General features: G+C 51.0%; 14 protein-coding genes and 2 pseudogenes. 4 read left to right on the forward strand and 12 right to left on the reverse strand.

All coding sequences use genetic code 11. From position 1 onward, the window contains the following. Positions 1-6: 6 nt before the first annotated feature. From OCV77_RS04865 to OCV77_RS04875, 3 genes are read right to left on the reverse strand one after another with little or no spacing between them, the layout of a single operon-like run. Positions 7-999, reverse strand: a complete 993-nt coding sequence (locus tag OCV77_RS04865; RefSeq protein WP_262573804.1) for a hypothetical protein — start codon at positions 997-999, stop codon at positions 7-9. 5 nt (positions 1,000-1,004) lie between these two features. Next, positions 1,005-1,682, reverse strand: coding sequence for a GTP pyrophosphokinase (locus OCV77_RS04870; RefSeq protein WP_262573806.1), 678 nt, complete (start codon positions 1,680-1,682; stop codon positions 1,005-1,007). 50 nt (positions 1,683-1,732) lie between these two features. Further along, the gene (locus OCV77_RS04875; RefSeq protein WP_118797445.1) at positions 1,733-2,593 is read right to left on the reverse strand and encodes a YitT family protein; all 861 of its coding nucleotides are present in this window, start codon (positions 2,591-2,593) and stop codon (positions 1,733-1,735) included. Between the two features lie 187 nt (positions 2,594-2,780). On the opposite strand from OCV77_RS04875, the gene OCV77_RS04880 reads away from it, so the two are divergent. Both OCV77_RS04880 and OCV77_RS04885 read left to right on the forward strand, forming a co-directional pair. Continuing rightward, complete coding sequence (locus OCV77_RS04880; protein WP_262573809.1) at positions 2,781-4,208, forward strand: MBOAT family O-acyltransferase; 1,428 nt, start codon at positions 2,781-2,783, stop codon at positions 4,206-4,208. Between the two features lie 40 nt (positions 4,209-4,248). Further along, the gene (locus tag OCV77_RS04885; RefSeq protein ID WP_262573812.1) at positions 4,249-5,277 is read left to right on the forward strand and encodes an SGNH/GDSL hydrolase family protein; all 1,029 of its coding nucleotides are present in this window, start codon (positions 4,249-4,251) and stop codon (positions 5,275-5,277) included. Between the two features lie 24 nt (positions 5,278-5,301). Here OCV77_RS04885 and OCV77_RS04890 read toward each other — a convergent pair whose 3' ends face one another. The 6 genes from OCV77_RS04890 to OCV77_RS04915 form a co-directional block, all read right to left on the reverse strand. Beyond that, positions 5,302-7,116, reverse strand: coding sequence for a methyl-accepting chemotaxis protein (locus tag OCV77_RS04890; protein WP_262573813.1), 1,815 nt, complete (start codon positions 7,114-7,116; stop codon positions 5,302-5,304). 173 nt (positions 7,117-7,289) lie between these two features. Then, positions 7,290-7,532 carry a thiamine pyrophosphate-dependent enzyme gene (locus tag OCV77_RS04895; RefSeq protein ID WP_416910280.1) on the reverse strand — a complete coding sequence of 81 codons (243 nt, stop codon included), beginning with the start codon at positions 7,530-7,532 and terminating at the stop codon, positions 7,290-7,292. Between the two features lie 441 nt (positions 7,533-7,973). Further along, on the reverse strand, positions 7,974-8,939 hold the full coding sequence (msrB, locus tag OCV77_RS04900; RefSeq protein WP_416910293.1) for a peptide-methionine (R)-S-oxide reductase MsrB: 966 nt from the start codon (positions 8,937-8,939) through the stop codon (positions 7,974-7,976). 250 nt (positions 8,940-9,189) lie between these two features. After that, positions 9,190-10,149, reverse strand: coding sequence for a TlpA disulfide reductase family protein (locus tag OCV77_RS04905; protein ID WP_118797440.1), 960 nt, complete (start codon positions 10,147-10,149; stop codon positions 9,190-9,192). Then, complete coding sequence (locus OCV77_RS04910; protein ID WP_262573882.1) at positions 10,146-11,021, reverse strand: 4Fe-4S binding protein; 876 nt, start codon at positions 11,019-11,021, stop codon at positions 10,146-10,148. The genes OCV77_RS04905 and OCV77_RS04910 overlap by 4 nt, the downstream gene beginning before the upstream one ends. A 25-nt stretch (positions 11,022-11,046) precedes the next feature. Next, positions 11,047-11,133 carry a CD1871A family CXXC motif-containing protein gene (locus OCV77_RS04915; protein ID WP_262573884.1) on the reverse strand — a complete coding sequence of 29 codons (87 nt, stop codon included), beginning with the start codon at positions 11,131-11,133 and terminating at the stop codon, positions 11,047-11,049. A gap of 148 nt (positions 11,134-11,281) precedes the next feature. Between OCV77_RS04915 and OCV77_RS04920 the strand changes: the two genes are divergently transcribed. Both OCV77_RS04920 and OCV77_RS04925 read left to right on the forward strand, forming a co-directional pair. Next, positions 11,282-11,959 carry a response regulator transcription factor gene (locus OCV77_RS04920; RefSeq protein ID WP_262573816.1) on the forward strand — a complete coding sequence of 226 codons (678 nt, stop codon included), beginning with the start codon at positions 11,282-11,284 and terminating at the stop codon, positions 11,957-11,959. Next, positions 11,956-13,125 carry a sensor histidine kinase gene (locus tag OCV77_RS04925; protein ID WP_262573817.1) on the forward strand — a complete coding sequence of 390 codons (1,170 nt, stop codon included), beginning with the start codon at positions 11,956-11,958 and terminating at the stop codon, positions 13,123-13,125. The genes OCV77_RS04920 and OCV77_RS04925 overlap by 4 nt, the downstream gene beginning before the upstream one ends. Positions 13,126-13,140: 15 nt before the next feature. On the opposite strand, the pseudogene OCV77_RS04930 reads toward OCV77_RS04925, so the two are convergent. The 3 genes and pseudogenes from OCV77_RS04930 to OCV77_RS04940 all read right to left on the reverse strand — a co-directional run. Then, a pseudogene (locus OCV77_RS04930) lies at positions 13,141-13,554 on the reverse strand (ATP-binding cassette domain-containing protein); the annotation flags it as partial. A gap of 97 nt (positions 13,555-13,651) precedes the next feature. After that, positions 13,652-13,918 (reverse strand): hypothetical protein, encoded by a 267-nt coding sequence (locus OCV77_RS04935; RefSeq protein WP_262573819.1) that lies wholly within the window; start codon positions 13,916-13,918, stop codon positions 13,652-13,654. A gap of 25 nt (positions 13,919-13,943) precedes the next feature. After that, positions 13,944-14,166 (reverse strand): annotated as a pseudogene (locus OCV77_RS04940) (ferredoxin); the annotation flags it as partial.

Here is a 14,166-nt window from a genome sequence, read left to right on the forward strand (position 1 = left end):
TTATTCCTACCGGATCAGCTCCGGAAAACTTTCTGTTTCTGGTATTTCATCGATCCATCCCAGATGATAGGCTGTGATTCTTGAGATCTGTTCGCTGATCCTTCCTTCTCCGGCCACACTTCGCATGATCTCATCCGGATAATTTGCTGCAATATAATCCGTTACCGCTCTGCTGTATTCCTCTCCCCTGTACAGATCATGGGCTCCAAATACGTGCAGAATCTCGTGGGCGTAAACTGCAGGCTCCTCTTCTGTCCCCTTGTCATTCCTTACAAACATGACAAGACTTTCCCTGACATTGTCCTCCCCGTCATACACAATCGCATAGGATCTGCCGGGCGCATTCACAAACATACAGGTGGCAATCCCGTCAGCTCCATACTCCTGCAGCAGCCTCTCATAGGAAAGATCTTCCTCTGTCCACTGTGCAAAGGCTTCGTCCAGTGCATCCATAAAATCACTGTCATCACTGATGGAAAAATCTACCTTCTTTTCCATACAGAGATCCTGACTGTTTTCTTCACTCCAGTCCAGAATAAACTGGGTTTCCACGCCGTAACCGAAAGCAGTTTCTTCTATATATATAGCAGCTTCCTTCAGTCTCTGTAAACAGATTTCTTTCTCTTCTTCGGCAAAAGCATTGTCCGGTGTAGTCAAAAACAGGCTGACCAGTATATTCTTTCCTCTCAGAACTGAGGCACTGCCGATTCCAAAGCTGCCATCAATTCCATCAGTTCTTACCGGGGCATCCGGCGGCACGGTCGGAAAGGGCGCTGCCAGCATAACCGCCGGCGCTGCTGAAGTGGATGTCGCTGCAGATGGAAACGGCGCTGCTGTTTCCGGTAAAAAAATGGTAGCCTCTGTTTCTATGTTCTCATCCTGTACTGTTTCTTCTGCAATTTCACCGCTCCTGCTTCCACAGCCTGTCAACAATCCAGCCATGAGGATCCAAAGAAACACCGTCACTCCCGTCAGTCCTGCTTTAATAAGCCTTCCCACTGTCATTATTCCTTATGCCTCTCAATGGTATTCTTGACAGCCTCCATTCTCTTGTCAAGGCTTGCACTGGTTTCGGCACAGTCCTTCAGTTCTGCTGCCAGCATGGTTGAAAGCTCTGCATCCAGATCCTTCTTATAGCGCAGTCTGTGCTCCAGGCTTGCCCAGAAGTCCATGGCGATCGTTCGAAGCTGTACTTCCACCTTCATCTGCTTTTTTTCATTCTGCAGAAAAATGGGAATTTCCACGATCAGATGAAGACTTCGGTAACCATTGTCCTTGGGATTCTTGATATAATCCTTTATCCTGATCAGCCTCACATCATCCTGCTGCAGAAGGCAGTCTGCCAGTCTGTAAATATCCTCGATAAAGGGACAGATCACACGGATCCCTGCCACATCTGTCAGACACTCTTCTACTGCACTCACCTCAAAGGGCAGCTTTTTTCGATAAAGCTTGTCCATGATGCTCTCCATGGACTTCAGCCTGGTCTTGATCGTTTCTATTGGATTATGCTCCTGCTCCAGGGAAAACTGCTGGTTCAGCACACGGAATTTTGTTTCCACCTCAAGCAGCGCACAGCTGTAATAGGTCATAAGCTGCTTTGACTGCTGGAATGTTTTCCTGAAACGCTCTACTGTTTCTTCCGGAATATCTGCAAATGACATCAAAATCTGTTTATCCACACTTTTTCTCCATTCATATCATGCTCCATCCATCAGAAGGACTGCAGGGATCAGTCTGCTGGCTTCTGATAGAAATGTCCCGTCAGCTGCTGCGTCTTCATCTCATTGATAAAGGCCTTTTCATCCACCTTCCGGACAGCCTGAATTACCTTTTTGCTCTTGGAACCATCTACTACTGAATATACCACATTTCTCTGACAATGCTCAAAGGAACCTTCTCCCTCCAGGATCGTGGCCCCATGATGGCTGATCTGATAGATCGCCTCACAGACCTCTCTTGGTCTGCCTGTTACAATAAACAGCGTCTGCTGCTGATATTTCTTATAAAGCACATGCAGCACCTGTGTCGAAGCATACTGGAATATGATCGAATAAAGTGCCTTGTCAAAACCAAATAAAATACCTGCCAGTGTCAGAATCACTACATTCAGTAATAAAACAGCATTAAAAGAATCCACACCCTTTTTCTCAGAAAAATAAATGGCTATAAAATCCGTACCCCCACTGGTCGCGTCCACGGCAAGGCACATACTGATGGCAAGTCCGTTCAGCATACCGCCAAAGATGCTGATCAGCAGTGTATCATAGGTGATCGCAGTCCCGGGGATCAGATCGGTCAGCACACTGGTCAGCACGATCATCAGACAGGAATACATAGTAAATTTCTTCCCGATGTAACGGAATCCGATGTAAACCGGTATGGCATTCAATATCAGGTTGACCACCGTATAAGGGATCGTTACATGGAAAAACATCTCCCCTACTCTCTGGATCAGAATAGTCAGTCCTGTGGCTCCGCCCGGATACAGGCCTCCTGTTCTGACAAAGGTCTTGATATTAGCCGCCATCAGCAATGCAGCAAGGCAGATCACCAGGATCCGTTTCGCTTCTTTCTTTACCTCTGTTCTCATGTAATTCCTCCCATGTTCCTTTTCATCCAGTATATAATAAAGTATCTTTATTCGCAATATTTCTCTGTTTCTTAGGAATTTCTTAATTCAAGCGTAAGAATTCTATAAGTCTATTTTATTTTTTCTTTTGTTTGGTATACTACTACAGTAAAGCGGAATTCACTTCCCCTGATGGAGTGTATAATAAATGTTTGTATCTCTTTTTTTCCCGGTATTTCTGGGAATTGTGATCCTTTGTTATTTTGCCCTTCCGGCAAAATGCAGACCTGCCATACTGTTTTTTGCAAGCTGTGTTTTCTGTGCCAGCCTGGATATCAGAAGCCTGGTAATTCTCTTTATCAGCATTCTCTTTACCTACTGCGGCGGTATTCTGTTAGAGCATGCAGGAAAAAATTCATTCAGACCCGGGAAAATTCATTTTATACTGGTGGTTCTTCTGTCCCTGTGTCTGCTTTTGCTCCTTGTGTTCAAATATACCGGATATATTTTCCAGCGCTTTTTCCCGGGGCTTACCTTTACCCAGACCTTGCTGCCTTATTTTCTCATGCCCATTGGTTTTTCCTTTTATCTCTTTCAGATGATCAGCTATCTTGTGGATGTAGCAAAAGGAAAGCTTGCCGCAGAGAAAAATTTTATTCATCTTGGCTGTTACCTTGCCTTTTTTCCGAGGCTTGTGAGCGGTCCCATTGAGCGGGCAGGGGATTTTCTGCCACAGCTTTCCGCTCTCTCTAAGATAAAATTTTTCGACCGCGGAAGGCTTTCCACTGCCTTTACCTATATTCTGTGGGGCTATTTTATGAAAATGGTCGTTGCAGACCGCCTGGCTCTTCTGGTGAACAGTCTCTTTGGCAGTATGCAGGAATTTGACAGCTTTTTTCTTTTTCTTGGCATGCTTTTTTATACCATGCAGATCTACTGCGACTTTGCAGGCTATTCCAATATCGCCATTGGCTGTGCTGCTATCTTTGGAATAAGGCTGACGCAGAACTTTGCTTCGCCTTATCAGGCTGCCTCTATTTCAGAATTCTGGAGACGGTGGCATATTTCCCTTAGCAGCTTCCTGAAGGACTATATTTATATCCCTCTTGGTGGCAGCCGGTACGGTACCTTCCGGAAATGTCTGAATACCATGATCGTTTTTCTGCTCTGTGGCATGTGGCATGGCTCCGGTCTGAACTTCGTGGTATGGGGACTGCTCCATGGCATTTATTCTGTGATCGGCACCTTTCTTCCATCTGGCAGAAAATACCGCGTTCTGACCTTTTTTGAGGCTGCCTTTGCCTGGATCTTTTTCCGGGCAGAAAGCCTTTCGCAGGCACTTTCTTATATCAGGAGGATGTTGACTGCCGGTCTTCAGCCCAGAAGCTTTTCCCGTTCCCTCAAGCTGCTGGAGCTGGATCCTGCAGAGATCATCGTCGTAACGATCAGTATTCTCCTGATCCTGCTGATCGATGAGTTCTGCTACAGGAAAAAGCTGTCCCTGCCACTGCTCATTCAGGAAAAGCCAAATGCTGCCAGGTACCTGATCTTTTATCTTCTCCTGATCGGTATTTTTGTCTTTGGGGTGTATGGCCCCGGCTATCAGGCAGAGCAGTTTATTTATATGCAGTTTTAAATTGTGATTGATTTGTTTGATGATTTCAGAAAGGATCTTTATGAAATTTTTTCATTCTAAAACAGCCCTGCGTCTTTTCTTTATCCTGCTTCTTCTGATAACCCTGTACCTGCTTTCCTGCGTACTGAAGGTAAAGTCCGGTCATGGTATCGACCAGCAGGAGGGCTTATACTGGCAGGAGGAAAACAGCATTGATGTCATGTTTCTCGGTACCAGCCATGTCCACTGTGACGTCAATACCGGTCTCCTCTATAACAGCTACGGGATCACAGCCTATGATTACAGCGGCGCCGAACAGCCGCTCTGGATGACCTACTATTATCTGAAGGAGCTGTACCGGTATCAGACCCCGGAGCTGCTCGTGCTTGATCTGTATGGACCTGCCAGATTTAAGGAGGACTACCAATACACCTGGATCTCCGAGAATATTTACGGCATGCGTTTTTCATCCAATAAGGTGAAAATGCTCCTTGTCAGTGTGGAGCCCGACCGGATCAGAGACTATTTTCCCTCCTTTGCCATTTATCACAACCGCTACGATTCCCTGAGTGAAGATGATTTTCAAAGCTTCTTCTGGAACAGCGAGGATAAACAGGCCTTCAAGGGCTATACCCCTTACTTCGGCACGGAGCTACAGACTGAGCCGGATGACTTTTTCACAGAGGAAAAGGGAGGTCTGACCAAAAAGTCAGAAAAGTATCTCCGTAAGATTATTGCTTATGCCAAAAAGAAGCAGACACCCCTCCTTCTTATCTCTGCTCCTTATGTCATAACAAAGGAAGATAAGATGACCTATAACCAGATCGCTGAAATTGCCGCACAGGAGGATGTCGCCTTTATTGATTTCAATGAATATTATGAGGATATGGGACTTGATTTCACCACAGATTTTAATGACGAATCCCATCTGAACTATCAGGGAAGCTGTGTATTTACGGATTATCTGGGAAATTATCTGAAAGAAAATTACGACCTGACGGATCGTCGCGGTGATCCATCCTGTGAATCCTATCTGGATAATCAGAAGCTGATCCTGAAGGAAGCAAAGGAGGCTTCAGCCACCGGCTGAAGCCTCCTTTTTCCTACTGCAGTTTTATTTCTCTTCTGTCTTTTCCTGGCTCTTCTTTTCTGTAATGGTAAACTTCTGAACCATTTCTCTCATTTCACCGGAAGCCTTTCCTACCTCATTCATAACAGAAAGGACATCTTCTGACTTCTGTACAATCATTGAAGCTCTCTGTGCGATCTCATTGGTTCCGTTTGCCCCTTCATTGGAAGCCTTGCTCACATCATTGATAGACTGGATCACACCATCGATAGAGGCAAGCAGTTCTTCGGATATAGCACTGAAATCAGTTACCATTTCATTCACATCTGCCGCATCCTGATTATAAGCATCGGCGATATCTGAAAACTGATGGAAGCTGTCCGAAACATCCTCTGCCACAAAGGCCAGCAGTCTGGAGGAATCATCCGCAAGATTCTGCACTGCCCCTGTTACTTTCTGTGTCACCTGCTGGATATTTTCTACTGTTCCCCTTGACTGTTCTGCAAGTGAACGGATCTCATCTGCTACAACGGCAAACCCCTTACCGGCCTCCCCGGCTCTTGCTGCCTCAATCGAAGCATTCAGCGCCAGGAGATTTGTCTGTGCCGTAATTCCCATAATGGACTGTGCCAGTACCTCGATCTGCTCTACTACCTTGGCTTCTTCCAGTGCCTGCTCAAGGCTTCCGCTGATCTCTGCTTTCATATTCTTAGCATTCTGATAATTGCTCTCGGTATCCCTCTTTGCCTTTTCTGCCCGCTGATGGATATTGACAACCTTCTCAGCTCCATCCTGTGCACGGACAGCGATATTCTTTGATACGGTTTCAATTTGATGGGAAATCGTTTCGATCTGCTGTGCGGAAGCGGCTGTCTCTTCCATACTTGCTGACAGTTCCTGCGTTGCTGCTGAAACACTGCTGATCTCATCGTTCAGTTCATTCAGGTGTCCCATAACGGCATCCACATCTTCCGCAAGTTCAACCCCATGTCCTTTCACACCGCCCAGTACCTGGTCAAAGGTACCTGCCATGCTGTTCAACGCTCTTTCCAGGATACCGAACTCGTCTTTTCTCTTAAGCCTGCCGGTAGCTGACCTTCCTGTCATGTCACCGCTTTCCAGCTTCTGTGCATACCCGACTGCCTTCTTCATCCAGCCAGTGGTATCTATGATAATATAAATGATCAGTACGATCGTGATCAGGAAAAGGATCACAGTAATGAAGACCATCCTAGTGATCCAGGTATTCCTGGTATCATCAACGATCTGCTTTTCTCCATCTACGATTTCATCAATATAATCTGTATAGTTTCCTGTACCAATGACCCATCCGAAGGGCTCATACAGTCTGGAATAGCTTCTCTTCGGAAGATTTTCCGTGCCGTCCTCCTTCGGAAATACATAATCACAGTAACCGCCATCTGGCTGCTGGCCTACCGCAATGATATCTTTCACCATCTCATAGCCATTGCCATCCTTGGTTCCCATACGGTTCGTACCTTCCGTATCACTGCCGAGCAGTACAATGTTATTCCCTTCCGTATCATCTGCCCAGAAATATCCGGAATCTCCATACCGGAGTTCACGAAGCATATCAGCGCCCTGCTTCTTGGCCTCTTCCAGTGTACACTCTCCTGCTTCATACGCTGCATAATACTGATCCAGCATGGATATTGCATTGTCTACCTGCTGTCTGATACTTTCATCATACTGATTACGCACCTCTTCTTCCAATGCATCATCTGCTTGACTGCTGATCGTTTTCATGCCCTTGATCGCTGAGAATCCGGATCCCATCACCATAATAAATACGAGAACCAGGATCATTGACAGCTTGACTGACATTTTTAAGTTCTTCATAAGTAAAATAGCCTCCCTTTAATGGTTCTTCAGATTATAAAGTATTATATCATATTTTACTTATTTTTTACATTTATCGATAAAAATTATTGCTTTTTGAAATCGAATCATTGCGATCAGACTGCTTTTTGATCCGTATCATCCTGTTTACACATTCTGCTCAAAGGCATGGTTCAGTGTCGGCAGAAGCTCCTCTGTTTTTTCAATGCGGTACCCTTTGATCCCGAAGCTCTCTGCATATTTAACCCATAGCTGCAGTCATTAAAGATCAGTACTACAATGGGGATTCCTAGCCTTTTTGCTGTTTCCAGCTCCTTAGAGTTCATCATGAATCCCCCATCTCCTGTCACTGCCAGGACTCTTTTTTCAGGATAGATCAGCTTCGCTGCGATCGCACCCGGAAGTACGATTCCCATAGTAGCAAATCCATTGGAAATAATACAGGTATTACTGGTAATATATGTTTTTCTATCAACTTAATCACATCAGGTGGGCTGAGATTGTGCTTTTGTCGGAGATATTCTCTGCAAATATAAATGGCAATTGTAAAGTTCACCTATTTTGTTTTGATGCTGTTTTTCATTTTATTTATTACATGTGTTGTCATCAATTCGCAATAGTTATCCGTGTGTACGGGAGATGTTCTTCGTTCTCCTCTGCGCAGATCGTTACACCGGCATCCTCGAAGTGAATGGTAGTTTTGAGCTTTTCCCAATCAACGGTGCGCCGCCGGCTCTCAGCTTCCAAACACTGGTGCAGCAGCTCTACGGTTTCTCTGTCCACAGCAGGGTCATCGTAGTTGCTTATTTGAAAAAGATACATGGTGCTTTGCATAAGAATTGCCGACCGCTTGCGTCCTATTTTTCAAACAGATGCAGCAGATATCCGTATCCCTCGGCTTCCATTTTTTCATAGGGGACGAAGCGCAGAGCCGCGCTGTTGATGCAGTAGCGCACGCCGTTTGGCGACTCCGGGTCGCCGGTGAACACATGGCCGAGATGGGAGTCTCCGGCGCGGCTTCTGACCTCCGTGCGGCGCATCCCGTGGCTCAGGTCCTCCTTCTCCACCACGGCGGGACCCTCGATTGGCTTTGTAAAGGCAGGCCAGCCGCAGCCGCTCTCGTACTTATCCGTGGAGGAAAAGAGCGGCTCGCCGGTGACAACATCCACATAGATGCCCTTTTCAAACTTGTCCCAGAACTCGCCTGTGAAGGCGCGCTCCGTGCCGCTCTCCTGCGTGACGCGGTACTGCTCCGCCGTCAGCTTGTCCCGGATGGACTCCGCCGCGGGCTTCTGATAGTCACCCGGGTCGATGCGCAGCCGGGAAAAAAGCTCCATCTCCGCGCGCGGGATGTGGCAGTAGCCGCCTGGGTTCTTTTCGAGGTAGTTCTGGTGATACTCCTCGGCGGGGTAGTAGTTCTTGAGGGGGCCGATCTCCACGAAGAACTTCTCGCTGCGGCCGCGCTCGATCTCCGCGATGCGCTTCACCGTTTCTCTCGCGTTTTCATTGGTGAAGTAAACGCCGGTCTGATACTGGCTGCCCCGGTCGTTGCCCTGCCGGTTTTGCACCGTGGGGTCGATCACATAGAAGTAGGCCAGCAGCAGCGCGTCAAGGCTCACCTGCTCGGGGTCGTATTCCACCCGCACAGTCTCCCGAAAGCCGGTCTCTCCCTTGCAGATGGTCTTGTAATCGGCATCTGCCTCGCAGGTGCCGTTGGCGTAGCCGCTCTCGGCGTCGATAACGCCGGGGATGGACTGCATCAGCTGTTCCATGCCCCAGAAGCAGCCGCCCGCCAGATAGATGACATTGTCTGTGGTATCCATATAGGTGATCTCCTCGTCGGATCGGTCAAAAGCCGATCCGTCCATGTTTGCTTCCTGTCCACTTTTCTCCTTCGGCACAGTCTGATGCCCGGCGGCGCAGCCGCTGAGCATCAGTACCGAGGTGAAAAGCAGGGCCAATACGCTTCGATGCATCGCGTTTCCTCCTTTCAGGGGAAGCTGGGCTCACTCTGCCCCTTCGTGCGCCATTGGCAATGCAATGGCGCACAGCAGGCACTTTTTAAATCTCGGGTCAGCCCATATCGGCGGCGAGCACCTGATCGATGAGCTTTTGCAGCGTCTCCGCCTGCTTCTTTTCCGTGATGGCGCCTACGATGGGTTCACCCACGATATTGCCGCTGCGGTCGACCACATAGGTGGTGGGATAGGCAAAGATATTGGTGGTAAACTTTCCCGCCTCACCGTCGGAGTCAAAATACACATTCTGATAGGTGGCGCCCTTCTTGGCAAGCACATCCTTCGCCTCGGAAATTGCCGCTTCGTCGCCGTCCAGCGTGAAGATGTTGACGCCGATGAGAGAGCCGCCCTTCTCCGCCAGCTCCTTGTTCAGCGCATCCAGCTCGGAAAGCTCGCCCACGCAGGGATTGCAGGTGGTGAACCAGAAATTCACCACGGTGACGGCGTTACCGGAGAACAGCTCGTCGCTCTTCACCGTGTTGCCGCCCAGATCTTTCCCTTCAAAGGCGGGGAACTTCTGCATACTGCCGTCGTCGGGAGGGTTGCTCGTGTCGCTGCCCGCGGGCATGCTCATATCGCCGTCCATGGATTTCTGCATGATCTCGGGATACTTCTCTTCCAACTCGATCAGCCTGTTTTCAATATTGCTGATCTCCGTGGCTGACTCCTTCAGCCACTCATGCTCCTTGTCGGTGAACTGCTCTTTAGCGGCCTCGACGGTATCCAGCAGGAAGTCGCCGTAGTTTTTCCCGTCCTCGATCATGGCCATGCCCTTGTCAGCCTCCTTAAAGACCTTTTCCCACAGCTCGGTATTTTCCGACAGGATCACGTTCTCCCGCTCCAGCAGCTCCTTGTGCAGGGCGAGCGCCTCCTCGGCGTTTTTCGGCTCGCCAGTCATGGCGGAGCCGTTGCCGCTCATGTCGCCCATCTTGTCATTGTTCTTCGTGCCGCAGGCCGCCAAGGCCAGCACCATCAGCACGGCAAAAGCCAGTGCAAAAATTCTCTTCCTATTCATTTTGATTCCTCCATCGTTGTTTTCTTTGTTGTTTCTTTCCCGTTGCCGAAGCCGTAGCGGAAGCACACGGCGTTCGTTGGACAGGCGCGGATGCACATCCCGCAGCGGATACACTCAGTATGGTTGGGCATTTTCGTCACGTCCACATCCATCTTGCAGGCTCTGGCGCATTTCCCGCAGGAGATGCACTTATTCTTGTCCACCTTCATCTGGAAGAGGGACACCCGGTTGAACAGCGCGTAGAATGCGCCAAGCGGGCAGAGCCACTTGCAGAAGGGACGGTAGAACAGCACGCTCAGCACGATCACCGACAGCAGGATGCTGAATTTCCATGTAAACAGCTTGCCCAGCGCCGCCCGGATGCCGGAATTGGCAAGGGACAGCGGGATGGCTCCCTCCAGCACACCCTGGGGGCAGAGGTATTTGCAGAAGAACGGGTCGCCCATGCCCACATCGTTCACAAGGAACGCCGGCAGGAGAACGACCATCACCAGCAGGACAGCGTATTTGAGGTATGTCAGGGGCCTGAGCTTCTTTGTGGAGAGCTTCTTTGTCGGGATTTTATGCAGCAGCTCCTGAAACCAGCCGAAGGGACAGAGGAAGCCGCAGATAAAGCGCCCAAGCAGCACGCCCAGCAGGATGAGAAAGCCTGTGATATAATAGGAGAAGCTGAACTTGGACGAGCCCACCACCGCCTGAAACGCCCCGATGGGACAGGCTCCGGAAGCCGCCGGACAGGAGTAGCAGTTCAGCCCCGGCACGCAGACGGTCTTCCCTGCCCCCTGATACAGTCCGCCCTTGAGGAAATTCGGCAGATGCAGGTTGGTCAGCAGCGTCGCACCCGCCTGAATCCAGCCCCGGAAGCGGGACATGGTCTGTGAAACGCCTGAAAACTTTTTACCCAATGCCCACACACTCCAGACATAGTTTGATTGCTTTGCTCAGCAGCGCAGCCTGCGCCGCAGCCTTTTTCCAATAGCTCATTTTTCATCACCCTTTCCGATTTTCTGTCTCCATCATAGTGCGGGAGAGTTAAAGTCTCTGTTAAGAACGAAAACTTAACGCAAACTTTATCTTTTTTTGCTATAATGGAAAGCAACACAAAAACGAAGAAATAAAAAGGAGGGCTCTCATGCACATTTTAGTAATTGAAGATGAACGCGCCCTGTGCGAAACCATTGTCCGCAGCCTGCGGAGACTGGCCTACAGCGTGGACTACTGTTATGACGGGGAAAAGGCACTGGCACTTCTGGGCGTGGAGCGCTACGATCTGGTACTTCTGGATCTGAACCTGCCGAAAAAGGACGGCATGACGGTGCTGCGCACCCTGCGGCAGACCGACCGGGAGACGCGGGTGCTGATTCTCTCCGCCCGCAGCGAGGTGGAGGACAAGGTCGAGGGGCTGGACGCCGGGGCGAACGACTATCTGGCAAAGCCCTTCCACCTGGCGGAGCTGGAGGCCCGCATCCGCAGCCTGACATTGCGGCAGTTCACCCAGCAGGATGTGCTGCTAAGCTGCGGAGCCCTGAGCTTTGACACCCGCTCCCGTACCGCCGCCGTCAACGGGCAGATGCTGACGCTGACCCGCAAGGAAACGGGGATACTCGAATACCTGATGGTGCATCAGGGGCGGCCCGTGAGTCAGGAGGAATTGATGGATCACGTTTGGGACAACAGCGTGGACAGCTTCAGCAATTCCATTCGCGTCCACATCTCCGCCCTGCGCAAAAAGCTCCGCGCAGCGCTGGGCTATGACCCCATCCGCAACCGCATCGGCGAGGGCTATCTGATGGGAGGTGAGGAAGCATGAAGCGTCTTTCCCTGCAGTGGCGCATCACGCTGATGTCCGTCCTGCTCATCGGCATCACCTGCGTGGTCATGAATTTGCTGCTGTGCTCCTCCGGTGCGTACTATATGGACACCATTGCGGACAGCTTACAAGGCGGCGGCACGGTGACCCTGAATGATGGCGGAGCAGCGAGCTTTGACCCGCAGCTCATAGTGCCCAACGAGGAGTTGATCATCGTCGTCGATGGAGTACAGGGGCGCTTCCGCACCACCAACTGGTACATCACGGCGGTGGTAACGCTGCTTAGCGGTATTCTGGCCTATTTTGTCAGCGGACGCGCTCTCAAGCCCCTGCACAGCTTTGCCTCGCAGGTGGAGCAGGTGCAGCTGAACAATCTTGCCGATATGAGGATCGATGAAGACGCTATTTCGGACTTCCGGCAGCTGAGCCGCTCGTTCAACCAGATGCTGGAGCGGCTGAACAACGCCTTTGCCGCCCAGCGGCAGTTCACCGGCAACGCCGCCCACGAGCTGCGCACGCCGCTTGCGCTGATGCAGGCGCAGCTGGAGCTTTTCTCCGCAGAGCATCCCGATGTGCGGCCGGAGACGGCGGGGTTCCTCACGCTTTTGCGCGAGCAGACGGAGCGGCTGACACAGATGACCAAGACGCTGCTGGAGATGAGCAATTTGCAGCAGGTGGCGCGGAACGAGCAGCTCCAGCTCGCCCCCATGGTCGAGGAGATCTTCACAGATCTCGCGCCGCTGGCGGAGAAGCGAAGCATCTCGCTGGAAGCGGAGGGCGACGCCTCTCTGACCGGCAGCGACGCGCTGATCTACCGTCTGCTCTTTAACCTGACGGAGAACGCCGTCAAATACAACCGTTCCGGCGGCGCGGTGCGGGTCGAGCTTACGCAAAGGCAGGAAAAGTGCATCATTCGCATTTCCGACACCGGCTGCGGCATTCCGGAGGAGTATCAGCGGAGCATTTTTCATCCCTTCTTCCGGGTAGACAAATCCCGCAGCCGCGAGTACGGCGGTGCGGGATTGGGTCTTTCTCTGGTGTGGGAGATCGCCGATCTCCACGGCGGCTCCGTTTGGGTGGAGGAAAGCTCGGACAAGGGCACGACCATCGCGGTCGAGCTGCCGGCAGGGGCGGAAAGCGATCCCTCCGGCGCGGATATCCCATAACAGTCCTCGGCTGATTCATGGCGATCGTTTTTCAACCTCCACAATGTTATCGCAGCAGCTCTCGATCAGCTCCCTGTCGTGGGTGATCACGAGAATGGTTCTGCCGTTCCGCGCTTCGCTTTTCAGCCTTTCTGCGATCAGGCGCATGTTCCGCCCGTCAAGGCCGCTGGTGGGCTCATCAAGGATCAGTATCCTGCGGCCGGAAAAGATGGCGCAGGCTATGGCAAGGCGCTGCTTCTGCCCGCCGGACAGGGTGGACGGGTGCGCATCCCTGTACTTGTAAAGGCCAAGCTCTTTGAGCAGGTTCCTTGCATGGCTCTTGATTTCTTCCGTCAATCTGGTATTCAGCAGCAGCTCCTCCGCCACGCTTGCCGTGAAGAACTGCGTTGACATGTCGTTGCCGCAGTAATAGATCTCCCTGCGCCGAGCTGCCCCGTTATGGCGGTCACTTTGCCCTTTGGAACGGACAGCGAAATATCCTCAAAAATGACTTCTTTGCGTATTCTTTTCGAGAGCCCTGCTGTCTTCAAGGCGGCAGGGCTTTCATCCAATACGGAGGGAGCGGAAAGGCTCTTTCCCTCGTGCTGATATTGTCATACACACACCACTCGGTGTACTTTGCACAGACGACAAAGGCGATGCCGAATACCACACCCAGCATGACGCGCAGCTTTCCGCTCACACCGATGCCGAATACGCCGAAAACGAGCAGCAGCGCAAGGGACAGCACCGTCCCAGCGATGAGCGAAAACAGCATTCCCTTGGGGATCCAGTTTTTGTAGTCAGGCTTCATTCTTGGGACTCTTCTAATGATTTTGTTATTCTTCCACCAACCAGCCGTCCACCGTCACGGTGACCACCTGCCACGGGATGAACTTCCCGCTCTGCTGGAGCGCCGTTTTCGCCGCTATCTCCAGCCCGCCGCAGCAGGGCACCTCCATGCGGACAACGGTGACGCTTTTGATGTCGTTCTCCCGAAGGATCTCCGTCAGCTTTTCGGAATAATCCGCGCTGTCCAGTTTCGGGCAGCCCACAAGGGTG

The sequence above is a fragment of the Suilimivivens aceti genome (genome assembly GCF_025567405.1).
Lineage (GTDB): Bacteria > Bacillota > Clostridia > Lachnospirales > Lachnospiraceae > Suilimivivens > Suilimivivens aceti.